The 24,320-nt window shown below is 59.6% G+C and carries 22 protein-coding genes; 7 read left to right on the forward strand and 15 right to left on the reverse strand.

Annotated elements, in window-relative coordinates:
* Positions 1-80: 80 nt before the first annotated feature.
* The 6 genes from ACFQY0_RS15545 to ACFQY0_RS15570 form a co-directional block, all read right to left on the reverse strand.
* Complete coding sequence (locus tag ACFQY0_RS15545; RefSeq protein ID WP_379714126.1) at positions 81-1,295, reverse strand: bifunctional folylpolyglutamate synthase/dihydrofolate synthase; 1,215 nt, start codon at positions 1,293-1,295, stop codon at positions 81-83.
* Between the two features lie 52 nt (positions 1,296-1,347).
* A complete protein-coding gene (locus ACFQY0_RS15550) occupies positions 1,348-1,560 on the reverse strand; it encodes a hypothetical protein (protein WP_379714129.1) in 213 nt (70 codons plus the stop codon).
* A 49-nt stretch (positions 1,561-1,609) separates the two neighbouring features.
* Positions 1,610-2,440, reverse strand: coding sequence for an acetyl-CoA carboxylase, carboxyltransferase subunit beta (gene accD, locus ACFQY0_RS15555; RefSeq protein WP_379714132.1), 831 nt, complete (start codon positions 2,438-2,440; stop codon positions 1,610-1,612).
* 45 nt (positions 2,441-2,485) lie between these two features.
* On the reverse strand, positions 2,486-3,232 hold the full coding sequence (locus ACFQY0_RS15560; RefSeq protein ID WP_379714135.1) for a ComF family protein: 747 nt from the start codon (positions 3,230-3,232) through the stop codon (positions 2,486-2,488).
* Entirely contained in the window at positions 3,213-4,265 is a 1,053-nt protein-coding gene (locus ACFQY0_RS15565) for a CPBP family intramembrane glutamic endopeptidase (RefSeq protein WP_379714138.1), read from the reverse strand. Before ACFQY0_RS15565 ends, ACFQY0_RS15560 begins: the two co-directional genes overlap by 20 nt.
* Positions 4,266-4,335: 70 nt before the next feature.
* Positions 4,336-4,584 (reverse strand): hypothetical protein, encoded by a 249-nt coding sequence (locus ACFQY0_RS15570; RefSeq protein ID WP_379714141.1) that lies wholly within the window; start codon positions 4,582-4,584, stop codon positions 4,336-4,338.
* Positions 4,585-4,679: 95 nt separating this feature from the next.
* On the opposite strand from ACFQY0_RS15570, the gene ACFQY0_RS15575 reads away from it, so the two are divergent.
* From ACFQY0_RS15575 to ACFQY0_RS15585, 3 genes are read left to right on the forward strand one after another with little or no spacing between them, the layout of a single operon-like run.
* Positions 4,680-5,753, forward strand: coding sequence for a M42 family metallopeptidase (locus ACFQY0_RS15575; RefSeq protein WP_379714144.1), 1,074 nt, complete (start codon positions 4,680-4,682; stop codon positions 5,751-5,753).
* Positions 5,750-7,648, forward strand: coding sequence for a hypothetical protein (locus tag ACFQY0_RS15580; protein ID WP_379714147.1), 1,899 nt, complete (start codon positions 5,750-5,752; stop codon positions 7,646-7,648). The genes ACFQY0_RS15575 and ACFQY0_RS15580 overlap by 4 nt, the downstream gene beginning before the upstream one ends.
* 42 nt (positions 7,649-7,690) lie before the next feature.
* Positions 7,691-8,629 (forward strand): AAA family ATPase, encoded by a 939-nt coding sequence (locus ACFQY0_RS15585; RefSeq protein WP_379714150.1) that lies wholly within the window; start codon positions 7,691-7,693, stop codon positions 8,627-8,629.
* Positions 8,630-8,884: 255 nt separating this feature from the next.
* Here the strand turns inward: ACFQY0_RS15585 and ACFQY0_RS15590 are convergent, their stop codons facing one another.
* A complete protein-coding gene (locus ACFQY0_RS15590; RefSeq protein ID WP_379714152.1) occupies positions 8,885-9,904 on the reverse strand; it encodes a glutamine synthetase beta-grasp domain-containing protein in 1,020 nt (339 codons plus the stop codon).
* Positions 9,905-10,100: 196 nt separating this feature from the next.
* On the opposite strand from ACFQY0_RS15590, the gene ACFQY0_RS15595 reads away from it, so the two are divergent.
* Positions 10,101-10,919: a PP2C family protein-serine/threonine phosphatase gene (locus ACFQY0_RS15595; protein WP_379714155.1), complete on the forward strand. Its 819-nt coding sequence runs from the start codon at positions 10,101-10,103 to the stop codon at positions 10,917-10,919.
* Here ACFQY0_RS15595 and ACFQY0_RS15600 read toward each other — a convergent pair.
* Entirely contained in the window at positions 10,916-12,193 is a 1,278-nt protein-coding gene (locus ACFQY0_RS15600; protein ID WP_379714158.1) for a C39 family peptidase, read from the reverse strand. The genes ACFQY0_RS15595 and ACFQY0_RS15600 overlap by 4 nt on opposite strands.
* Before the next feature lie 149 nt (positions 12,194-12,342).
* Between ACFQY0_RS15600 and lysA the strand changes: the two genes are divergently transcribed.
* Together lysA and ACFQY0_RS15610 are read left to right on the forward strand one after the other, a co-directional pair.
* Entirely contained in the window at positions 12,343-13,629 is a 1,287-nt protein-coding gene (gene lysA, locus ACFQY0_RS15605; protein ID WP_379714160.1) for a diaminopimelate decarboxylase, read from the forward strand.
* A gap of 75 nt (positions 13,630-13,704) precedes the next feature.
* Positions 13,705-14,580: a DMT family transporter gene (locus ACFQY0_RS15610; protein ID WP_379714162.1), complete on the forward strand. Its 876-nt coding sequence runs from the start codon at positions 13,705-13,707 to the stop codon at positions 14,578-14,580.
* A 14-nt stretch (positions 14,581-14,594) separates the two neighbouring features.
* Here ACFQY0_RS15610 and ACFQY0_RS15615 read toward each other — a convergent pair whose 3' ends face one another.
* The 3 genes from ACFQY0_RS15615 to ACFQY0_RS15625 form a co-directional block, all read right to left on the reverse strand.
* Positions 14,595-15,200 (reverse strand): HdeD family acid-resistance protein, encoded by a 606-nt coding sequence (locus ACFQY0_RS15615; RefSeq protein ID WP_379714165.1) that lies wholly within the window; start codon positions 15,198-15,200, stop codon positions 14,595-14,597.
* 96 nt (positions 15,201-15,296) lie between these two features.
* Positions 15,297-15,887, reverse strand: coding sequence for a lipid-binding SYLF domain-containing protein (locus ACFQY0_RS15620; protein ID WP_379714167.1), 591 nt, complete (start codon positions 15,885-15,887; stop codon positions 15,297-15,299).
* Positions 15,888-16,150: 263 nt separating this feature from the next.
* Complete coding sequence (locus ACFQY0_RS15625) at positions 16,151-17,692, reverse strand: arylsulfatase (protein ID WP_379714169.1); 1,542 nt, start codon at positions 17,690-17,692, stop codon at positions 16,151-16,153.
* Positions 17,693-17,962: 270 nt separating this feature from the next.
* On the opposite strand from ACFQY0_RS15625, the gene ACFQY0_RS15630 reads away from it, so the two are divergent.
* Complete coding sequence (locus tag ACFQY0_RS15630; RefSeq protein ID WP_379714172.1) at positions 17,963-18,946, forward strand: helix-turn-helix domain-containing protein; 984 nt, start codon at positions 17,963-17,965, stop codon at positions 18,944-18,946.
* On the opposite strand, the gene ACFQY0_RS15635 is transcribed toward ACFQY0_RS15630, so the two are convergent.
* The 4 genes from ACFQY0_RS15635 to ACFQY0_RS15650 form a co-directional block, all read right to left on the reverse strand.
* Positions 18,918-19,985, reverse strand: coding sequence for a hypothetical protein (locus ACFQY0_RS15635; protein ID WP_379714174.1), 1,068 nt, complete (start codon positions 19,983-19,985; stop codon positions 18,918-18,920). The two genes, ACFQY0_RS15630 and ACFQY0_RS15635, sit on opposite strands and share 29 nt — an antisense overlap.
* A gap of 24 nt (positions 19,986-20,009) precedes the next feature.
* Positions 20,010-21,836, reverse strand: a complete 1,827-nt coding sequence (locus ACFQY0_RS15640; protein WP_379714176.1) for a DUF3604 domain-containing protein — start codon at positions 21,834-21,836, stop codon at positions 20,010-20,012.
* A gap of 204 nt (positions 21,837-22,040) precedes the next feature.
* Positions 22,041-23,117 carry an AI-2E family transporter gene (locus ACFQY0_RS15645; protein WP_379714178.1) on the reverse strand — a complete coding sequence of 359 codons (1,077 nt, stop codon included), beginning with the start codon at positions 23,115-23,117 and terminating at the stop codon, positions 22,041-22,043.
* Between the two features lie 55 nt (positions 23,118-23,172).
* Positions 23,173-24,072: a hypothetical protein gene (locus ACFQY0_RS15650; protein WP_379714180.1), complete on the reverse strand. Its 900-nt coding sequence runs from the start codon at positions 24,070-24,072 to the stop codon at positions 23,173-23,175.
* Positions 24,073-24,320: the final 248 nt, after the last annotated feature.

The following is a 24,320-nucleotide window of genomic DNA, read 5'->3' on the forward strand; positions in this document are numbered from 1 at the left end:
CAGCCTGCAACCTCATCCCGATTGGAAAAGCATCGCGAAATTCCAAGTGACCGGATCACCCGCAGATCCGACCCGACAAGTCACTGGTCCGTCGTCATTCGCGACTCATCCTGCAGCAACGCCTTGGCCTCTCCAACAAGGAAAAGCGAGCCCGCTACCAGCACCGGCAGCCCATCCCTCACCGCCGCATCCAGAGCACTCCGGACCGACTCGTGATGAATCACGGTGTTGGAGGAAAATGCCGACGCCAATTCGGAGGTATTCAGCGCCCGCGGCGTATCGACCGGGCAGAGGTGCACCTTCGCAGCGAGCGGCTCCAGTGAGGAGACAATCCCCTTCACATCCTTCGCCGCCACCGCACTGAAGACCAGCGAGCACTTCCGCTCACCGAAGCGCTCTTTCCATGTCTCTGTCAGAACCAGTGCTCCTTCCGCATTGTGAGCTCCATCGAAAACCAGAGTCTGCTCACCTTCTGTCACGACCTCAAACCGGCCCGGCCAGCGCACCGACGAAAGCCCGTACTGCACCGTCTCATAGTCGAGACGATACCCCGCCGCATGAAGGCACTCCAGTGCCAGCGCCGCATTCCACTTCTGATGTGCACCCGGCAAACCAATCGAGTACCCCCCGAGTGGCTGCTCGACAAACGTCAGCGGAGACCGGCGCTCATTCGCTTCCCTCTCCAACACACGTCGAGCCTCCGGAACCTGCGGCGATGAAATTCCGGGCTTCCCTTCGACGAAAATCCCCGCCTTTTCGAAAGCCACCTTCTCCAAGGTGTCGCCCAGCCACTGCACATGATCGAGCCCGATCGGCGTGATCGCACAAACATCGGCCGGCACCGCTGTCGTCGCATCCAACCGACCGCCCATGCCTGTTTCCAAAACGATCAGCTCCACCTCACACTCGCGGAACCACCTCATCGCCACGGCCAGCGTGATCTCGAAAAAAGTCGGATGGGGATCAAGCCGTTCACAAAGTTCCCTGACGTCCGTCAAGAGTGCCGCGCACTCCTCTTCACGGATCTCATTTCCCGAGACCTTCATTCGTTCGCGGAAATCGATGAGATGGGGGGACGTAAACAGAGCCGTCCGGTTCCCACCTGCCCGCGCCACCGAATCAATGATCGCGCAAGTACTACCTTTCCCGTTGGTCCCCGCGACGTGGATCACCTTTACCCCATGGGCCGGAAAAGCGAGGAAGTCCTTGAGCAGACGCCGCGGCCCATCAAGCCCCAGCTTGATCCCAAAAAGCTGGGTCGAGTATAGCCACTCGATTGCCTCAGTGTAGGTCATGACAAAATCCGCCGAATGTCCTGCTCAACAGCCTCGTGAAAGAACAGCTCCATCAATCTCGATCTGCTCGGAGCCTCGACATGACCTCCCTTGCAGGAATCATCTTTGCACGACCAGACTCCACCTCCTCTAGCCGATCTTCAGCCAATCTGAGGCTCTCCCGCTCACCCTCCACATACTCCATCAAGGTATGCGCCAAACGCTCGCGTTCATCAGGAGCAAGGCCGATCGCCTTCTCAAGCAGTGCCGTCGCTTCCTCACTCATGACCTAGGGTAATCGATGATTCGTCGGATCAAACCGAAAATTTAAAGACTTAGGGCATCATGTAACCAAGCAGCGTCGACAGCTTGGCACGCAGCTTCTCACGCGGCACGATCGCATCGACCAGTCCGTGCTCGAGCATGAACTCCGCGGTCTGGAAACCCGGTGGCAAATTCTGGTGCGTGGTTTCCTTCACCACGCGCGGACCCGCAAAGCCGATCATGCACTTTGGCTCGGCCAAATTCACATCGCCAATCGTCGCGAACGAAGCCGTTACCCCACCCGTGGTCGGGTGCGTCATCACCGAAATGTAGGGAAGCTTGGCCTCTGAAAGACGAGCCAGTGCTCCGCAGGTCTTCGCCATCTGCATCAGCGAGAGCATGCCTTCCTGCATTCGTGCTCCGGAAGAAGCCGACACGATGATCACGCCACGCTTCTCATCGATCGCCGTTTCGATCGCCCGGGTAATCTTCTCGCCGACGACCGATCCCATCGATCCGGCAAAGTATTTGAAATCCATCACCGCAATCATCGCTGGCTTTCCACCCACGCTGATCTTCCCGGTCAGCACCGCGTCCTCGAGACCGGTCGTCTCCAACAACTTCGCCGTCTTCTCGGCGTAGTTTGCAAAGTCCAGCGGGTTCGCCGAGGTCAGCCCGGCCGAGGTTTCTTCAAAGCTCCCCACATCCGCGATCAGGTCGACCCGCTCGCGCCCACCCATCAGGAAATGGTGGTTGCAGTGATGGCAGGTCTGGAAGTGCTGTTTCAGTTCGAGCTGATGAAGCATCGCCTCGCAGCTTGGACACTTGGTCCACAAGCCCTCAGGCATCTCGTCTCCCTTTCCCTTATTCCTACGGAGCTTTGGCTTATTGAAGATTCCCATGGTGTTGCCGTTAAAAAAAGATGCCGCTTGGCGATGACGGTGAGATTAGCCGCGCATGACCGTCACGACAACCACCTTTTGGACCCCGAATTTCTTCAAAACCCGGGCACATTCGTTGACTGTGGATCCGGTGGTGAACACGTCATCGACAAGCACCACCCCCGGCCCCGGGTCAAATCCCCGAACCACCTCAAAGGCCCCACGCAGATTCTTCTGGCGCTGGGACCGACTCAAGCGAGTCTGAGTCACCGTCGGCCGGATCCGTTTCAGCGCCTCCACGACCGGCAATCCCACGGCCCGTCCCAGCGGCAGCGCCACTTCCGACGCCTGATTGAAGTGCCGCCACCGGCGCCTCGCCCGATGCAGCGGCACCGGAACCAGGGGCCACCTTTCATCCAGGACCGCCGCCAGTCGTGGATCGTCAAAAGCTCGCTCGGTCAGCTCGGCAAGCGCTCCCGCCAGCTCGAGACGACGAGCGTATTTCAAGTCGTGAACCATCGTCATCGTGCCCGCCGATCGCACCAGTGCCGGCCTCGCGAACTCGAAGAAAAATTTCTGATCACTGCAATTCGGACACTTGAAAACCGCATCAATCTCTCCCTCGAATTGCTCGCCACAAGTCTCGCAAAATGGGCGCTCCAAGCCTGGCAACTCCTCAGCACAAGGCGGACAAAGTGCCCCACCGTGCGATAGCCCTTCACCGCACAAATGGCACACACCTGGATAGACCACATCAAGCAGGCGGCTCCACCAGTGCCGCGCTCCGGATGGCTCACGCACGCTCGGCTTCATCACTCGAGCGGGTCAGAAATGCCACTAAGAACCCGGTGATCACCATGATCATCAACGGAAAGAGCCCCTCCAGCAGACTCACCCCCACCAGCCACCTCGCCATCTCCGGCAGGTCCGCAGTCGGCCAAGTCGCTGATTTGAAAATCGCGTAGGAAAATACCCAGCCCGCATGCAGGCCGATCGGCAGCCAGAGGGATGCCGTCCTCCAGCGCGCCATCGCCAGCACCACTCCTCCCGCAGCCAGCACCATGAATCGGCTAATCACGGTCATCGGGTCCGCGAAGCGACTGAAGATCTGCCCAAGCAGCACAAATCCCGCATTCACCGCCTCGGGATCCGGAACCTTTGCGCCAATCGGAGGCTCAAGGAAATGCACGAAGGCAAATAGGAACGACAGCGCCACTATCGCCGCCGCCGGCTTCATCGCCCTCAAAAATATCCCCAGCAAAATCCCCCGAAAGAACACCTCCTCGATCGTCGCCACCACGAATGCCGCAGAAACCGCCTTCCTCAGTGCTTTCGACCAATGGATATCGAGCACCACGGGATTGGGAACTCCACTTGTCGAAGTCGCCGCATCCCGCCACATGAACATCCCCGCTTGAATCATCAACCAGCCGGAAACCAGCAACAAGCCGGCTGCCAGAAGGAAGCCCATGAGTCCCTGGATCACTCCTCGAGGGTTCCTCCGCAGTGGCTGGCCACGGTCCATCACCACGGCCGAGTCCGGCAGCCGTAGCGACCACGGGGTGTCACGGAACCTCCCCGCCTCCCGCCCCACTCGCAGCCACGATCGAAGCGGGAAGAGCAGGACCACCGCCGCTAGCAGCAGCGCGCGGTCGAAATAGCGCGGGAAATTGTCCTCCGCGTTTCGGGCATGGGTGGCCAACCAATGGATCACACCATTGGTGTCTTTTCCCTCGGTCACCTCCGCCAGGCCCATCCCCAGATTGTAGAGCCACGGCGAAATCACCGCACCCAATGCAAGCGAGGCGGCGACGTAGAGAAAAATCTTCAGAACGTCGCTGTGCATGGGGCGGGTCACCCCGCCTTGTCTGCTTCCCTTAAGCATTTCTGCCAAGATTGAAGTATTGTCCCGATTCTTAAAAATCGTCCTCCTCCAGAATCTTGTCGATTGCCTGAATCCACTCCCAGGGACAGCGTTTCCGCTGATATTTCCGCCACAGCACATCCCGCAGCGCCTCCCACATCTCCCGAGGAACGGGATCGATGGGTTCCCAATCGGGGTCCGACTTCAGAGTCGTTTGAAAAGTCCATTTTCCCGCGTAACGATTCGCCCGCCAGAAACGCAATCCTTCCTCGGTCCGTTCTCTCCATTCGTGCGAATCCATGCCCGGAGCCTCTAGGCTAAAACCCGCCCCTGACAATCCTCAATTGGCGATTTCAGCATTCGACCTTCGCCCTCCAATATTCAATCCTCACCGCGATGACCAAGGACGACCGCAAATTCCTCTACCAACTTCTCGAAACACCCAGCCCCACCGGCCGCGAAATGCCCGGCCAGCGCGTCTGGGCCGATTACCTGAAACCGACCGCCAATTCGGTGGAATGTGACTTTTACGGATCCACCTGGGCGACCCTCGAAGGGAAATCCAAACGCAGCGTGATGCTCGCCGCCCACGCCGATGAGATCGGCTGGATGATCAAGCACATCGATGACAAAGGCTTCCTGCGCATCGACCGCGTCGGCGGCTCCGACCACGCCACCGCCCGTGGCCGCCGTCTCCGAATCCTCGGCGATAAAGGCGAAGTCCTCGGCATCATCGGAAACACCGCCATCCACCTGCGCAAGGACGTCTCCGACGAAAAAGTCCCCAAAGTTCACGAACTCTGGGTCGATGTCGGAGCTTCCTCCGCCGCCGAAGTCGCCAAGCTCGGCCTGCGCGTCGGACACTTCGCCGTCTATGTCGACGGTCCCACCGAACTCGCCCACAATCGCATCGTCTCCCGCGCCCTCGATAACCGCATCGGCAGCTACATCATCGCCCAGGTGATGCGCCGGGTCGCCAAGGAGAAAAAGAAGGCCGATCACTCGCTCATCTGCCTCAATGCCATTCAGGAAGAAATCGGTGGCCACGGCGCCATGATGGCCGCCTACCGGATCTTTCCTGATGTCTGCATCTGCCTCGACGTCACTCACGCCACCGACACCCCCGGCCTCGATGCCTCCCAGCACGGTGCCATTTCTCTCGGCGGCGGCCCAACCGTCACTCACGGCACCGCCAATCACCCGCTGATTGTCGAGCGCCTCACTGAGATCGCCGAGAAGCACCAAATCCCCCTCCAGCATGAAGCCAGCAGCCGCTTCACCGGCACCGATACCGACAAGATCTACACCCAGCGCGAAGGCATCCCGAGCGCGCTCGTCTCCCTGCCGCTGCGCTGCATGCATTCCGTCGTGGAAACCGCCCACCTCGACGACATCGAGAACACCATCAAGCTGCTTACAGGCTTCGTCCTTTCGCTCGACGCGAAAGCGAGCTTCCATCAAAGCCTGTGAGAGCACTCGTCGTCGGCCTCCTGATGCTGTGCCCGCTCGCCCATGGCGAGTCGGGCCCGTCGGATGCCGCCGTCACCTTTCTTATCAAGCTCGCTCGTGACCGCATCGATCTCACGCGGGACACCGCTCTCCATGAAGGCACCACCGCCGAGAAAGAGGCCGTCATTCGCAGACAACTGAAGCGGCTCTCCTCAGTCGTCGATGAAGGAGAGCTCCGCGCCATCGATGAAAAAGTCGAGGGCGATCTCGCCGCAGTGCTCGTCTCGCGCATCATCGACTACGATCCCTCGCAGTTGCAGATCTTCGCCATCGGCATGCTCAGGCGCGACGACCGCTGGCTCCCCGCCCCTGTCCCCGCCTCCTTTGAAAACACCGGCATCACCTATCTTCCCGAACTTTCCCGCTCATCCAGAGAGCTCGAAGATTGGATGCTGCGGGAAAGAACCCATCATCTGACCCGCCTCCGCGACGACATCCAGGCCAACTTGTTAGACGACATTCACAAGGCTGGCAGCATCGAGGAGCTTCGCGAACTCTCCCCTGACGAGATCGTCCTGAACTTCATCGATGCCTGTAGCGAGAGGGACCTCCCCGGCGCCCTGCTTTATCTTGGCGGCCTTGAAGCGAAGCGTCCGAAAAACTGGGACGACATTCTTCAGTTCGTTTCCTCGAACATCCGCGAGATCAAGGAGCCCAATGAAGCCTGGCGTGATCTCACCCACATGGATGGGGCTCGCGCCGTGATCCAGACGGACACCTTTGCCAACGGCGCCATGGTTAGCATCGGAGAGTTTTCTCCCTTTGAAAGCATCCCGGGGCAACCCGAGATCAGCATCTTTCATTTTCCTCTCGAGCGGTCGCTGGACGAAACCTGGCGATTGAAACTTCCCTCATGGCTGCTCGATGGGATTCCACCCGACGGAGCCGACCCCAGTGACGTCGAGCTGATCGAAGCATTTCCTGAAAAGCTCATCGAAAAGCAATCTCCGCTGACTTTCCGCAATCCGGGCGCGTTGATGGAGTCCTTCCAGCAAGCCCTCTCCAGCCCGCGTTTCGAGAACATCCTCCCCTACATCAGCCCGCCCCCGTCCGGCGATGCGCTTGCAGTCCTCGAACGTGCCTCCGAGCTCTGGCTGGATTTCCGTGGCCGCGACAGTCAGGCCCCGCTGCTGCTCGAAGTCCAACAGGACGGCGATCAGGCTTGCGCCTTGATATCGCTCTTCGATGACCGCAACCCACAGATCCGGCGCTCTCTTGTTCGACGCGTCTTTCTCCTGCGTAAGGACGATCACTGGGCGATCCCCGCTCATCCACAGGAGAAGACCGACCAGACGTCTCAGAAACTGGTCGCATGGGCCGAAAAGACCAGCGGACTCGATGAAGAGGAATGGCTCAAGCGACTGGGACTCGCCACCACGATCGGCGGCATTCCTGCCGACTCTGCTCCGACCGAAGCCGAAGCCCTCGTCGCCGCCAAGGCGTGGCTGGAATCCATCCGATCCCGGGACCCCCGGGCCATCCTTCGCAGCGTCGCCGCCTTCGACGATGAACGCGGCATCAAAAACCTTTTCCGCACCATTGGCCACGAACTTCAGGCTGACCATCTCACAGAGGTCCTCAAGATTCATCGTCGGGGACGCTGGGCCGCCGTGAGCGTCGATACGTTCCCCACCCAGCGGAGCGATGATCCCTACCTGCTCCTTTATCCCATCGTCCGCACCGAATCCGGTCCGCGTGTCCTCGCCGAAGCGCTGCTCTATCACGCCGACACCCGCTCCCGCGACTTCCTCAATCAAACCACCTGGAACCGACTCAACGATCGCCTCCCCGAGGCCGCCGTCGCCGAGCTCAAGGAGATCCAAAACGCCCACGACGCCCTCGCCAACAAGCCCTAGCTCGTCCGCCAATTTTCATTATCCCATTTTTTTCAATCCCACATGCCCACCCCTACCGAAACCGCAAAACTTCTCGAGCAATCCGTCCATCGCGTTGTCCGTGGCCAGGACGAAGCCGTCCGTCGCATTCTCGCCTGCTTCGCCGCCGGGGGCCACGCCCTCATTGAAGACGTCCCCGGAACCGGCAAGACCACCCTGGCTAAAGCCATTGCCAAATCAGTTTCAGAAACCGCCTTCAAGCGTGTCCAGTTCACTCCCGACCTTCTTCCCAGCGACATCCTCGGCATCTCGGTGCTCGACCCTCGCACCCAGGAGTTCAACTTCCGGCCGGGGCCGATCTTTACCGACATCCTTCTCGCTGATGAAATCAACCGCGCTTCACCGCGCACCCAGTCCGCGCTGCTCGAAGCCATGGCCGAACGTCAGGCCACGATCGATGGTACCCGCCACGACCTCGACGGACTGTTCTTCGTCATCGCCACCCAGAACCCCGTCGAATTCCGTGGCACCTACCCGCTTCCTGAAGCCCAGATGGATCGCTTCATGATTCGCTCGCGCCTCGGCTACGTCAGCATCGAGGAGGAGTGCTCGATTCTATCCGATCAGGTCGACACCCACCCCGTCGATCACCTCGAACCTGTTGTCTCGCGCGGCGACATCATCCTCCTGTTAGACGCCGTTCGGAAAGTTCGCATCAGTGACGAACTCCGATCATACATCGTGGAGATTGTCGCCTCCACCCGCAACCGGGACGAAGTCCAGCTTGCGGCCAGCCCGCGCGCCTCCCTTTCCCTGATGAAAGTCGCCCAAGCGCTCTCACTTTTCGAAGGCCGCGATTACGTCATTCCAGAGACCATCCAGAGCATTGCCTCCGATGTCATCGCCCATCGACTCGTTATCGCTCCCGAAGCACGCCTCTCCGGCACCGATGGCGAGAGCATCGTCAGCATGATCCTGGATGAGGTCGCGGCACCCGCTTGATACGCCATTCTCCGTAAAAGCGTTGCCGCTTCCGGATCACAAACTCGGTCTCCAGCCCTGATGGAGATTCCTCAATTCGTCCATTCTCAGAGAGCTCCCGGTCTCACTTGTCCCCGTTCTAACAGGAGCTACCCTCGCCGAAGACGGGGCGCGTCCGAATGACTTGATGATCCTGTGACGCGATGCCTTTTCATTCCCTAACAAAAAAGCCGCCCGGTTTCCCGGACGGCTTTCGAGATCTGCTAAGCAGCGAACTTAGGCAGTCGGCACTTCGGCGATCGTCTTGAGAATGCGCGAAGCGATCTGGTAAGGATCACCCTGCGAGTTCGGACGACGGTCTTCGAGGTAGCCCTTCCAGTCATTATTGGCGAAGCTGTGAGGAACGCGGATCGATGCACCGCGGTCAGCGATACCCCAGGAGAACTGGTCGATCGACTGAGTTTCGTGGAGGCCGGTCAAACGCAGGTGGTTGTCCGGACCGTAAGCGGCGATGTGCTCTTCGCAGTTCTTTTCGAACGCAGCCATGAGCTTTTCGAAGTATTCCTTACCACCGACTTCACGAAGGTGCTTGGTGGAGAAGTTGGCGTGCATGCCGGATCCGTTCCAGTCGCCCTTGAGAGGCTTGCAGTGGAACTCGATGTCGACGCCGTAGCTTTCGCAAAGGCGGACGAGGAGGTAGCGAGCCACCCAGATCTGGTCAGCTGCTTTCTTGGAACCCTTGCCGAAGACCTGGAATTCCCACTGACCCTTGGCCACTTCAGCATTGATGCCTTCGTGGTTGATGCCGGCGTCGAGGCAGATTTCGAGGTGTTCCTCGACGATCTGGCGGGCGATGTCGCCAACGTTCTTGTAGCCAGCACCGCAGTAGTACTCGCCCTGGGGGTCGGGATAGCCGCCGCCCTTCGGGAAACCGAGAGGACGTCCGTCTTCAACGATGAAATACTCCTGTTCGAAGCCGAACCATGCATCCTCGTCGTCAAGAATGGTCGCACGGGTGTTGCTTGGGTGCGGGGTCACACCGTCAGGCATCATCACTTCGCACATCACGATCGCTCCATTGTTTCGGGTGCTGTCAGGATAGACAGCCACTGGTTTGAGCACGCAGTCCGAGCTGCTGCCTTCGGCTTGCATGGTCGAGCTACCATCGAAACCCCACAGTGGAAGCTGCTCGAGGGTCGGGAAGGTGTCGAATTCCTTGATCTGGGTCTTTCCGCGAAGGTTCGGAACAGGCGTGTAGCCATCGAGCCAGATATACTCCAATTTGAACTTGGGCATCGTATTTGTCTTGGTTTGGTGGTTTGGGGTGCGTTTTAGCGCGAATGGTAGGTGGCGCGCCCAAGCATTGGTGCTTGAACGAGAACCACGTGAGCGAAAAAGCACTTAGCGGGCCACCCTACTTAGTGAAACGAAAAAAAATTCGGTTTGTGACACCGCCTCCATCCCGGCAGGCTTCGTCCAGCCAGAGAAATCCATGGAATCCTCTCCCGAAGTCCCTACTCCCAAGCATCTACGCTGGTCCGGCGTCACTGACCCTGGCCGATTCCGAGCCAACAACGAGGATGCTTTTCTCGCGGTGACTTTCGACGCCCGGGAATTTCACTACCTCGGGCGGGAAGGCGAGGGCTCCCTGGAATCCTCCGACTTCGTCTTCGCCGTCAGTGATGGCATGGGTGGCGCCAAAGCTGGAGAAGTCGCCAGCAAGATCGCCGTTGAAAACATCACGCGACTCCTCCCGAAGAGCTTCGGCATGGCGGCGCAGCATCTCGACAGCGGGTTTTCCGATGTCCTCAGCACGATTTTCGAACGCACGCATCGCTCACTCCGCGACCTCGGTCGCCACTACGAGGAGTGCAGCGGTATGGGCGCGACGCTCAGCCTCTGCTGGTTCATGCCCGACTGGATGGCCTTCGCTCACGTCGGTGACAGCCGCATTTATTATCTGCCGAAAAATGGCGACATGATCCAGGTCACCGACGATCACAGCGGTGTCGGCTCGCTTTTCCGACAGGGGAAAATCAACGAGCGCCAAGCCCGCACCCATCCGCGGAGGAACGTCCTCAACCGCGTGCTCGGTGGGAAAACCGAATCCATCGAAGCCCAGACCGGGCGTGTCGGTTACGAATCCGGCGACCGCTTCCTCATCTGCTCCGATGGTCTCGTCGACGGCATGTGGGACAAGCGCATCGACGAAATGGGCCGCGGCGAACTCAATGCCCGCACGCTTGTCGACTTCGCCATCGGCGAGTCCGGCCGCGACAACACCACCGCGATGCTCATCGAGATCGCTTAGGGAAGAAACGCGAAGCAGAGATACGTTGTCGCCGCCATTTCCTCGACTCTCATTCTCCGAGTGCGGTCGTGATTGCTCCAGCTCTCGAGAAAGAAGATCTCATTCCGCAGAGCATCGTAACCCGTGATCACCGAGGCATGCAGTGGCGCGTCATCGCCCGGCCAGGTCGAGCTCTCATCGACCATCGCCGGGTCGGGCAAAATGGCCTCCGGATCGCTGGCGAACTTGTCGTGCAGTCGATTCCGCTCATGGGAAAAGCGTCGCCACACCACCACCGGCAAGCCGTTTTCCAGCGACTTCCTCACCGTCGCGAGGTCGAACTTCGACGAACGATCCAGCGAGACTCCCGCCTCCGCCGCCACCGCGTGGTAGAGCTTCACCATGTTAGAACCGCCGGCACTTCCAGTATTCTGAAATCCGGCAGCGACCGCCATCCAGTCCTCATCGAGCATCATTCCAAGATGCCGCGCCGCCATCGCGAGCGTGTTCAGCCCACAGTAGGGTTTGTATCCCTGCGGCACGGTCTTGATCCCTTCCACATGCACGGCACCCTTTTCGCGACTCACCGACGATTGGTATCGGGCCAGGCGCGCACGTGCCGACTCCTCCTCCAATCCCGGAGCAAGCCAGCCATCGGACTCCTCGCCTTCCGGCGAAATCGTCAGCCGGATCAGTCGATTTTCCGCCGCAAAAAGCCGGATCAGCAAGCCATCCTTCTTCCATTCCTCTGGCTCCACCCTCAGCATCCGTCCTTTGCCGAAGCGCACAACCTTTGGCTTCGGCTTGTCCGCCGTCTCCGAAATCGTCTCCCGCAGCGAAGCAAGCGTCTCTTCATAGCCTGCCCTGAATTCCTCCTGCTTGGCGGCCAGCCGCATCGCCATTTCCTCCTCCATCTGGCGTCGCGTCAGTCCTTCCGGCAGCTTGTCATCAAAGTAACCGAAGAACGACCCCGCATCCACAAAGGTCGCCTCCAACTGCGCCAATCGGCCCTCCCGTTCGGTCGAGCGAAGCAGCAGCACCTCCCGATCGAACAATTTCGGCCGCGCCAGCAAATGCGCCTGAGCCGAGCTGCCAACCGTTCCCTCATCCACCCACTCCCCCGGTAGCCGCCCCTCACCCTGCCACAGCTTTTTTCCCAGCACCTGATCCGTCAGGTCCTGCCCATTGAGCGGGCTATTCGCCCCAAACACCGGCCCAATCACGGAATTCGGAATCGCAGCGCAGGGAAGCGCGAGTGCGAAAAACACGGAAACAAGCAGGGAAGTCGATTTCATCAGAACTTACCCCATCAGACGCCCGTCGCCTCTTCGGATCAAACGGAAAATCCCTGACGGCCAACGCTCAGAGAAAAATCACCCCCAAATTCAAGCCCGCCCAAAATCCTGCTCTTGCTGACTTCCCCATCCCCCGCTAAAGCCCCGCCATGCACGGCTTCGCTTACAAGAACGGCTCGCTTCACTGCGAGGATGTCGACCTCTCCGCCCTCGTCCAGGAACACGGCACTCCCCTCTACGTCTACTCGGCGGGGACCATCCTCGACCACTATACCCGCCTCGATCAGGCGCTCGAGGGCGTCGAGCACGAAGTCGCTTACGCGGTCAAAGCCAATTCGAACCTCTCCGTCCTCCGTCTGCTTGCCGAGCACGGCGCCTCCTTCGACATCGTGTCCGGTGGTGAGCTCTTCCGCGTCATCAAGGCCGGCGGTGATCCTGCCCACTGCACCTTCGCCGGCGTCGGCAAAACCCGTGAGGAAATCGAATACGCCCTCAAACAAGGCATCTACTCCTTCAACGTCGAGAGCGCCGAAGAACTCCGCTACCTCGATAAAGTCGCCGGCGAGCTCGGCATGGTCGCCCCCGCCGCCGTGCGCGTGAACCCGAACGTCGACGCCAAGACCCACAAGTACATCTCCACCGGCAAGTCCGAGAACAAGTTCGGCGTCGACTTCGAAGCGATCTCCGATCTCTACGCCCGCGCTGCCGAAGAGCTCCCCAACGTCAAGCTGCGCGGCCTGCAAATGCACATCGGCTCGCAACTTACATCCATCAAGCCCTTCGTCGAAGCGGTCGAAAAAGTCACCCCGCTCGTCAAGCAGCTCAAGGCCGATCACGGCATCGAGTTCTGGTCGATCGGTGGCGGCATCGGCATCGTCTATCAGGACTCGCTGGAGTCCGGCAGCGTCGATTGGTGGGACAGCAAGTCCGAACAGGACCGGCCTCTAACACTCGCCCAGTACGGAGACGCCCTTCTTCCCAAGCTCAAGGACCTCGGTCTCAAGATCCTCCTCGAACCCGGCCGCGCCATCGTCGGCAATGCCGGCGTGCTCCTCACCGAGTGCCTCTACGAGAAAAAGGGCAGCGCCAAGACCTTCAAGATCGTCGATGCCGGCATGAACGACCTCATCCGACCGGCCCTCTACGAAGGCCACCACGAGATCGTCCCCGTCAAGGAGCCCGGCTCCGAACGCGTGAAGGTCGACGTCGTCGGACCGATCTGCGAAAGCGGCGACTTCTTCTGCCAGGACCGCGAGCTCCCCGATTTCCAACCCGGCGAAGTCATCGCCCTGATGTCGGCCGGTGCCTACGGCTTCGTCATGGCCTCCAACTACAACTCCCGACCCTTCCCCGCCGAGATCCTCGTCGAAGGTGCCGAAGCCAAGGTTGTTAGAAAGCGTCAGACCCTCGACGATCTCATCGCCGGCGAGGCGTAAGCCTCAAGGAGCGGCGGTTTCAGCCGCCGGGCAAGCCCTTCCTCCCCCTCTATCGGGGATTAAAATCCCCGCTCCTTGAACCCGTACCTCCAGCTTCACCTGCTCGTCGTCCTCCTCGCGATGACGGCGATCCTCGGTCGGCTCATGACGATCACTGCGCCGGTGATCGTCACCTGGCGCACCTTCCTCGCAGCCCTGGCCGCCTTCGCCTGGGTCGTCTCGATGCGCAGGAAGAGGCTATGGTTCGGCTGGCGGAAATCGCTGACCCTTCTGGGCATCGGCGTGATCCTCGGGCTCCACTGGCTCGCCTTTTTCGCCTCCGTCAAGATTTCCAACGTCTCCGTCTGCCTCGTCGGGCTCTCCACCATCTCACTTTTCACCGCCTTCACCGAACCTCTATTGGAGAAGCGCCCCATCCGCTCCTTCGAGGTTCTGTTAGGCATCATCGTGCTGGGCGGCATCTTCCTGATCGCCGGTTTCGAGCGCGGCCATCTGTTAGGTCTATCACTCGGCATCCTTTCCGCCTTCCTGGCGGCCATCTTTCCGGTTCTCAACCGCCGCTACGTCAACCAGGGCGGTGATCCCCTGACCATGGTCGGATGGGAAATGGTCGGAGCCTGCGCGATCTCCCTCGGCTTGTTGCCATGGATCGAATCCGAAGGGTACTCCGCCCTGCTGAGCCTCCACGGACTCGACTGGCTATGGATGCTGATTCTTGCCCTCGTCTGCACCGTTTTCGGGCACGGCCTCCACATCCATCTCCTGCGCCGAATCAGCGCCTACGCCTGCAACCTTGCGATCAATTTCGAGCCCATCTACGGCATTGCCATCGCCTCATTGCTGTTTCACGAGCACCGCGAGATGCACCCCGCCTTCTACCTCGGGGCCGCGGCGATCCTTGTTGCGAACCTGCTCCACCCCTGGTTTGAAAAGCGGAGCAAGCTTCCTTGATCCGAGGAGGAAAGCTACTTGGCCTGGCCGAACTGGCGCAGCTTGAAGCCGCCCCAAATCGCCACGATCCCGAGGACGATGGCAAGAACCCCGCAGAAGCGGATGAAGAGGCTGGCCGCCAGCAATGGAGCCATGGCAATGACCACCCCGAAGAGGATCGAAAACACGCCATTGAGGATCATCCAGCCTTCACCGCGGATGTTCTTACGCTCACGGATGGCGGCGACAATTTCCATCACCCCACCAAAGATCGACCAGCCCGCGATGATGAAGATCACGCTCAAAGCAGCGATGGCCCCAAAAGCCAGCGGGTGCCCCAGCACAAAGACTCCCGCAAGAATCCCTAGAATGCCTCGGGCAATCGTCCAACCCCGGGATTCACTGCGGCCACTGAAACCCGCAACGAGTGCCAGAACGCTGTCGGCGATCAAATAGCAACCGACCGCGAAGGCCCAAGCCATCAGGCTCAGACCGGGGTTAAAGAGCGCGTAGATCCCCAGAACCATCAGCAGCAGGCCCCGCAGCAGCAGGACCCACCAACGGGCACCCACCCACTGGCGCATCGCATCCACGGTCTGGCTTTCAATGGAAGTTTCAGGTGCGCTTTCGGGAGTGCTCATGATCAATGGAAAATTGTCGAGTTTCGGACCCGCTTGAACCTGGCGCCGGAGCCTTCTGCGGACCACCGGCACGGCTGAGCTCAAGCGAAATCACCTTCAGCGATTCGGATAGATTCGAGTGATCTTGGTGCCTTGAAGACTGACTCCGGCCATCAAACCCTTCTGGTCGAAGAACATCGCGTAGGCATCCTTGCCAAGTTCACGCTCGGTGAGTGAATCAGCCACGCCGGAATCGAGCACCGTCACGCTCGTCGAACCGCTGAACTCCCAGCCACCGCGGCGGTCGAGCTCAGCCACCGCCTTGTCGTTCATCAGGAAAAGGACATAGCCGTATTTCTGGGCGCCGGCCTGAAGACCGTAACTGAGTCCACTAGTTTGGTAGTACTTCGAAACATCACCACCCGGCACCAGCAGCGCACCGTTGCCAGCCTGACCGCCGACGACGAATCCGGCCGAGGTGATTTCCGGGAAGACCAGCACCGCCTTCGAACGGTTCGCAAGATCGCGGGCACGGGCATTTTTCTTATAAAGATCATCCACCGCGCGGCGTGATTCGTTGGCGATCGTCGCGCCACTGGCATTCTTCTCGTTGATCTGGGTAACAGGGCCATGGGAACAATGGCTGAAGAGCAGAACGGCGGAAGCGAGAACGGAAAGGCGGAGGATCGATGCTGAAATGTTCATCATGGTTGGAGGCTGAAATAAAATTTGAAGAGATTGAAGGGAAATCGCGGAAAGTGCGTTGTGAGGAGAATGTTAGAAAATAAGGCTTCGGCGCCTGCTCCGGCTGGGGGGAACTCGAACTTGTCTAATTCCAGAGAATTCGTTTTCAGAACTCTAGAAGCGAAGATGGGCGGAGAGGAAGCTTCGCACTTCCTCTCCGCAGAGCTCTCGGTCGACCTCGTCTGCTGGGAGCATACCTGCATGGGGCGCTTAATGTGACTGGGCGATCAGTTCGAGGCACCCTTGGCACCCGAGGTGATCGATTCCATCACGCGGTCGAGGCTAAAGCTGCCAGGCTTCATGCGTGGTGGAAATTCTTTGAAGCTCTGCATCCAGTTACCGATGTAGCCACCGGCCGGCATGATCATGAACATGTGCTCAATGAACCAGCGATTGTAGTCCATGCCCTCTTCATGAGCACGTTCGAAAGGATCCATGCGGAGGTTGTGGAGCATCGGAGCACGCAGCTCGGTGAAGGGCTCGATCCAAACGGAAAGCCCTTCGTGGTCCTGACGAAGGAAAGTGGCCTTCCAGTCGTTGTAACGGAGCGCGGCGACGCTGCCACCGTCGGTCCAGTAGATGAAGCTCTTGCGCGGCCATTCGACGGACTGATCCTTGAAGTAAGGCATCAGGTTGCTGCCATCGAGGTGCACCTTGTAGTCCTTGCCGTCGATGGACTTACCCTTCTTGAGGTCTTCAACCACGGTCGTATCGCCCACGGCGGCCATCAGGGTCGGAATCATGTCCTCATGCGCGGCGACGCCGTTGATCACCGACCCCTCCTTGATCACACCCGGCCATTTGATCAGGCAAGGGACACGGTATCCCCCCTCCCACTGGGTGTTTTTCTCACCCTTGAAAGGCGTTGTGCCACCGTCGGGCCAGGACATGAACTCGGCACCGTTGTCGGTGGAATACATGATGATCGTGTTGTCGGCGATGCCGAGCTCGTCGAGCTTGTCGAGCATCTGTCCGACCATGCCGTCATGTTCGACCATGCCGTCGGCGTAGATACCTTGCCCGGTTACCCCTTGGGATGCTTCCTTGAGGTGGGTGAAGATATGCATCCGGGTGGTGTTATACCAGAGGAAGAATGGCTTGTCGGCCTTGTGCGCGCGTTCGATGAAATCGAGAGACTTGGCGGTGACCTCTTCATCGATGGTCTCCATGCGCTTTTTGGTCAATGGGCCGGTGTCCTCGATCTTGCCATCGGCGGTCGAGTGGATCACGCCGCGGGGGCCGAATTTTTTCTTGAACTCATCACCTTTCGGATAATCCGGATGCTCGGGCTCCTGTTCAGCATTGAGGTGATAGAGGTTGCCGAAGAACTCGTCGAAACCGTGGTTGGTCGGAAGGTGCTCATCGCGGTCACCGAGGTGGTTCTTGCCCATCTGGGCAGTCATGTAGCCGTGCGGCTTGAGCAGGGTGGCAAGTGTCGGATCCTTTTCGTTGATACCGGCGGTGTCGCCGGGCATGCCGATCTTGAGCAGGCCGGTGCGGATGGGCGATTGGCCGGTGATGAAGGCGGCGCGTCCGGCGGTGCAGCTCTGCTGGCCATACCAGTCGGTAAAGCGGGCACCTTCCTTGGCGATACGGTCGATGTTAGGGGTCTGGTAACCCATCATGCCGCTGTTGTAGCAGCTGGTATTGAACCAGCCGATGTCATCACCCCAGATGATGAGGATGTTGGGTTTCTTCGCCTCCTGCGCGTAGGCAGCCGTACTAAGAATGCCGCACACGGCGGCTGTTAGGATATGTTTTGCTTTCATGATTGGAATGATTAGGAATTGGAGCTGGGGATCCTGAAACGGGCTGTCCAGCACGAACCGTCCGCGACCTCCAGAGCGAAGCGATGGTAATCTCGTCACTTCAGACTGTGCCACAGGATGAGACACAAATTTCCAAGTGATGAAATTCCGCACAACACGCCGAGATCCACGGTGAGAACTAGACCAAGTTTGCCAGCGTTTCAATCTTTGCTTGAAGCAGAAGGTGCAGAACGCGCAAAATCAGTCGGGAGGCAAGTCCCGCCACTCAGCATGAAGGAACAGTTTTCAACGGGAGCACACGCCGTTTCCGACCCTGCGGAGTTTCCGGACCTGGTCGCACCAGTCTGGGAAGTTGTCCACGATCAACTCGATTCCGGGACATATGAGGGAAAGTTCGACTTTGCCACGGACGGCGTCTCGGTTTGTTACCACGAGCAATTGAGCCGGCGAGTCCGGGTACGCGGAGCGATGGCGCCGGGACTGGTTGGCTTTGCCATGGCCGATGGAATTTGCCGGGAGCAAGGGCGATGGTGGGGACGAAGCCATCCGGTCGGTGGCATGCCCTTCATGGGACCGGCAAACCGTGAACTCGATATCGTATTTCCCGCAGGAGGCCACAAGCGCGTGGTGGTGATGAGCGCCGATGTTTTTCGGGAATCCTACTCCTCCCTCTCTGGCCGCGACCCTCGATTTCTCGATAGTGGTGCGCATTTCCTGAATCTATCGATGACCGCACAAGTTCGGATATGGCGGCGCCTCAAAGCGATGTTAGAGCACGCGAACAAAGGAGGATCCTTCACGCCAAATGAGTTAGTTGAGATATTCGTAGATGCCTGTCCCGATAACAACCCGGCACTTCACCTCGGTCCTTCTCGAGCAAAACACCTGGTCCATCGAGTCATGGAGCTTGCCGAGGAGTCCAGCTTCACGCTTTCCGTGGCTGATCTGTGTGTTCTCCTACGGGCCAGCAAACGCACCGTCGAGTATGCCTTCCGCGACTACCTCGGAGTCTCGCCCTATGCCTTGCTGCAACGGCATCGCCTCAACAAATGTCGACGGCAACTGCTCGCCGCGGATCCGGGCACTACGACTGTCCATCAAGTTTCGAACGCGCTCGGGTTTCGCGATTCAGGAAGATTCGCCGCCCTCTATCGTCAGTATTTCGCGGAACTGCCATCCGCCACGCTGGCCCGTGCTGCTTCGGACGCGTTGCGCCTTCCCGGATTCAGCGCTCCGAGGCGGAAGCTCGGTTGATAAGTTCGTTTCCTAAGCGAGAACCTTCGAGATAGCTGAGGATTGCCGGGCGGGACGAGGGATAGACGGGTTCGCCACTTTCCAGAATCTCGGCGTAGAGCTTGGCAACACTCCAGCGCTGCCACTTCTGCAGGTCGAGAGCGACGAGACCGGAAAGCGGGCGTCGCTTTTCTACGAAGGCCTCGAAGGCTAGCGCGATGGGTTCCCGGAGAGCCGGATCACCTTCATTGGCGTGCATGCTCAGGGCGAGGAGCGCGCATTGGATCTCGTCGAGGGTTCGATCGCGGTCGTCGATGTAGCGGCTGACGATGAAATCGATGGCCCGCGGGCCGCTGGCCGAGAGTTCGGCATCCAGCAGGGCGGCGAGGTGGCTCGAGTCGTTCTCCTTCCAGCTTGTGAGAATCGTTCTGCGGAGTCGTGCCTTGATCGGGCGGTCAGCCTGCAGGCCGAGCAGAGTCCAGTAGAGCGAGGCCTCACCAGCGCGGGTCGGATCATCGAGCCAGCTGAGCAAGATATCTCGATCCGGCAGCGGGCGCTGCCGGCGGAGGACGCGGTAGGGAGCGAGTGCCCAGGCGGTCCAGGCGGAGCTCGAGATCCGTGGATCGCGGTGGCTAAGGTAGGGGCGAAAGGTCTCCAGCTGCTTGCTCCAGCCGGACTCGCTACTCGGTTCGAGAGTCTTGAGCGGAAAAATCAGGCGCATCAGCTCGGTGAGCTCCGCTGAGTAAGGACCGAGATGGATGGGAAGAGAGTCGTCATCGGGAAATGCGAGCAGCACGCGGCTGCCGATGCTTGGTTGATCGATCATGACCTTGGTCCCCGGCTCGGGGTGTGCGCCACGGAGGCGTGCTTCGATCACAAAGGAACCGTGCCCCCCGGCGCGGGCGACGGCGAGTCGATCCGCCTGGATGATTTGCTCGGCGAAGCAGGGCGGACGGATGCGGGAGCCGAAGCAAATCGGGCACGAATCGGCGGGTTGCGCGGAAACGAGCAGACCGCCAACAAGGCAAAGGCCTCGCGCAAGTCGTCGGACGATGCTCATCGAACGGTAGGCAGGGCTGAGCGTTCAAGGCGTGTACCAGATCGGCGAGGACCAGGCGCGTTCCTGAATGGTGGTGGGCACTCCCTTGGGTGGGGCAACGCCGTATTGGACCGCATCGTAGGTGGTCCAGCGAGGAGTCGGGATCTCCAAGGTGCGGGTGTAGTAGAGGGCGTGGAGCGATGGATCGAAGTCGGGATCGGTCCAGCTGCCCATCAGTTCGGTGGCGCCGATGGTGTTGGTGTAGTAGGCGGTTTTGAGGTCGACGGTGTTGCCCACCGGAGTTTTGCAACGTCCGTCGTCGCCGATCTGGCGCTGGTCGGAAACGGCGACGTCGTAGATGCGCTCCTTGGCTTCGCCTTCTTTGGTGACCCAGCCCTTGATGATCTGGATGCGGTCGAGGTTGGCGCCATCGGGGTCCTTGCTGGCGTGGAAATAAAAGGTCGGGGCCTTGTCGAGCTTGCGAAGGGTGGAACCCATCGCGTGGCCCTGATCGTAACCGGTCTTCACCAGGGCGACCGAATCGGCCGGGTTGCCCGGGAGCTCGGCGCCGCCGAAGAAACGTGGCCGGATGCGGGTGCCGGAGGTGACGAAGGTCTCGCGATTCCGCAAGGCGTCCCAGATGGCGCCGCGGGTGTTCTTCTCGGCCCACACGCCGGTGATCGATCCGGGATTCGAGTCCTTGCCGTCGATCCAGCCGGTGATGTCCTTGGTGAGGCGACGCTCAACGGGTCCGTCGGCGCCGCCGTGGCTGCCGTTGTAGTTGTCCTCGACGACATCGCTGGGGGTGCCGTTATGGCTGTCGGTGCCGCCGACAAAGCCGAGCTTGTAGGGATTGGCGCCGAGCGACTGTTCGTATTCGAGACCCTTGATGACGGCGGCGCGGACGAAGAAGTCCTTCTTATAAGTCCGATCGCTGCTGTTCTGAATGCTGTCCGCATTTTCGAAATCGGCGAACTCGTCGGCAGGCCAGAACTTGCGATGCACTTCGGAGTTGCCCTTGATCTGCATCATCTCGATGAGCGGCTCGAAGTGACTACGGCGTTTGGCGTAGTTCAGGTCGATGGGGTTGCCGGAGTTGTCGACTGGCTCAAACATGAAGCCCTTGCTGGCGTTGGAGTTGTGCGGGATGGCGAGGAGCTTGCGGCCCTCCTTTTCCTGCTGTTCCATCCAGTCCCAGAGTTTTTCCTCGTCGGTGGACTCGACCGCGCTGAAGGGCAGGTCGGGGACGTTGAGATCGCGGAAGAGGACGTTGCGGTGCATGTTTCCTCCGCCGGGAGCCGCGGTCCATTCGTAGCCGACGATGGTGCTGAAGCGGCCGGGGTTGTAGTGGTCGACGGCCGCCTTGATCATCAATTGCCAGGCGCTGCGGGTGGTTTCCACGCCGGCGTAGAAGGGCGGATGGGCCGCGCCCTTGCCGCGGTTCGGGGTGACGACGTATTTCACGAACCACTTCTCCTGCTCGGTGAAGTCAGTCATGCCACGAAGCGTCTTGAGGTCCTCGTGGTCGTGCCCCGGAGCATCCGCGACCTGGGTGGAATACATCTCGCCGATGTACTCGGCATGATCGGTCACGGCGCAGAAATCGAGTGGCTTGACGATGTTGTGTTTCTGTCCGTTGACGACCATCGTCTCGCCCTTGGCGAAGCGGTAGGCGTCGTCGGGGGTCAACCTCGCCCCGCCAATGTAGGCATCGAGCGAGTAGGAGGTATGGACGTGAATCTCGCCGAAATAGGCTTCCTTGAGTTCATTGGTGGAAACAGCGGCCTCCTTGTCGGCCACACCGGTTTCGGCGTGGACTTGGGTAAGGATGAAGGGAAAAAATGGAAGGATGAGGAAAGGCAGGCGGTTCATGATGCTGGTGATGTTCAGTTGCTGGAAAGTAGGGTGGCGATGACCAGACCATCTTTACCTAGGCATCGATGAAGGGCTTTTAGAAGCCATAAGGCGAAACCTAGATCATGATCGGTTGGCACGTCGATATCCAACTCCATCCCTTCGGCGTTTCGGTGCTGCCTTCTGCACAAGTGTTTCCAGAGCAGCACTCGAGTCCGTTCGTCAATCTGGTCCAGATGCCACCTTGCCGCCTGTTATCTCCGGATCCTCCAGTGCGGGGCCCATCAGGACGGCCAGCCAGCGGGTCGGCGGATAGGCATCGGCGAAGGCACGTACCGCCATGCTCAGCGGCACAGATACCAGCATTCCGACGACCCCGAACATCCAGCCCCAGAAGACCAGCGACAGCAGCACGGTCACTGCCGACAAGCCGAGCGCCCGACCCACGACGATGGGTTCGAGCATGTTGCCGATCAGAATATTGACAGCCAGAAAGAGCAGCACCACGCCGCCGGCGTAGATCGGCGATCCGTGCAGCAAGGCTAACAGCACCGGCGGAACGGCGGCGACAATCGAGCCGAAACTGGGGATGAAGTTGAACATGAAGGCCAGAAAGCCCCAGAGACCGGCATATTCGAGTCCGAAGATGCTCAGCCCGATCCAGATCAGGATGCCGGTCAGCGCACTGACCACCGCCTTTGTAGTGATATAGAGATGGATATCACGCAGCAGGTGCGCCAAGGCAGGCGCCGCCGCCCCACCCGTGCCCATCACTTTAGCCAGCTTGCGCGAGAAGTGAGTTGCTTCGGCAAGCATGAAAATGACGACAAAGAGAACCAGAAGCGCGTTGCTGACTGCGGAACCCATATGGGTGATCGCCGACTCGGTCAGATGATTGATCCGCTCTGGAGTGAAATGGTGGAGAACGCCGCCTTTGTGAGGATCAATGCCCTTGGCCGCGAGCCACACGTCCAGACGGTCCGAGTGCTCTACTAACTGATCATGGTAGAGCGGCAAGGCTTCGCTGAAGCGGTTGAGGGCGGCGCTCAACAACACCGAAGAAGCACTCAGCACGACGATGACGACGATGATTCCAAGAAGGACCGACGCTCCAGTTGAGACGCCAAGCTTTCTAAGCCACTGAAGTGGTGGCGAGGCGATGGTGACGATGAGTAATGACAGCAGCACCGGTTGGACGATGTCGGCTGACTGCCGCAGCAGAGCGAGGATCACGCCGATGGCGGCGAATGTGACGGCGGTGTTCCGTAGCGGGTGAACGTGGGGCTCGGATGAATTCATGGAGTGGATGCTGGCGCGGAATTATCGGCATGCTCCGGCCGTGATTGGGAGAATCTCAATCGGACCCACTAAACCACTGGGCGAAGATGTTAGGGAACACCGGGGTGAAATTGAAGGCGATCATCCACTCCTCGCCGAGCCCATCGGGCTGGTCGAGAAAGTAGTTCATCTCCAGCCCGAGACGAACCGGCACCTCACCGAACTTCACGGTCTTCGAGGCGAACAGCTGAAGTGGCAGCGTCCATTCCTCGGCTTCCCAGTTGTAACTGATGATCGGACTGGAGCCGAAGGCCCACGCCTTTCCCGGCAGGAACACCACCAGTGGTTGGAGAGTTGTGCGATTGATCGTCGCCGGACCACTGATGTCCCACAGGTGGCTCGGAAAGAAACCAAATAGGCCGTGCTCGTTCTTGTAGCCGACCAGGAACTCCGGACCAAGGGCCCAGGTTTCGCTAGAGAGATGTTCGGCGCCGATCGGCACACTGCCCGACATGCCGACCCGGGCAAGAAACCCGGATTCGGTGGTCACGCCATAGCCGAGGTCAAAGCCCATGTCGGAAAATCCCGAGCGCGATTCAACCCGCCCGCTGGCGGCATCATAATACGGTTGGTCGACGAGATAGCTGAACGCGGGACGGAAGCTGACCGTGGTGATGTCGTCGATGGGAAAGGGAAACACCGGCTGAAACTCGAAGACGCCGCTTTCGAGACCATCGGCACCGGGCAAGTCGCCGCCCCAGCGGATCCACTGGTTGCGAAGGGTCAGGGTTGCCAGAGGAGTGTTCGGATTGGCAAGCTTCTGGGCGATCTCGTTGGCGTCGAGGCTCGACGGGGATTCCGTTTCTTCGACAACGTCGACCGTCAACTCGCCTGGAGTGTCACGGCTGGTTTCGGCCGATGTCACCCCGAACGTGGCGAGACCGAGCAGCGGAACAATGGGAAAAATAATTTTCATGAAATGGTCAGTCGGTTAGCGATGGTGAACAACAAGTCAAGCGATGAGACCGAAGCTATCTGAGCGAGGGTTCGCACTCAAGGAATCATCCCGACAAGCGCACGCCCATTCCGCGCATCCCACGAACTCGATTTTATGTGAAGTGTCTGATACGGCTTTTCGGTCCTGACATAGGTGCCATTCGCCGACGTGGTACTGCTATCCTTCCAGAACCACTTCCTTCAACGTTGAGGCCATCATGCATCGAC

Origin of the sequence: Haloferula chungangensis, assembly GCF_042664875.1 — a bacterium.
Classification (GTDB): Bacteria; Verrucomicrobiota; Verrucomicrobiia; order Verrucomicrobiales; family Akkermansiaceae; genus Haloferula; species Haloferula chungangensis.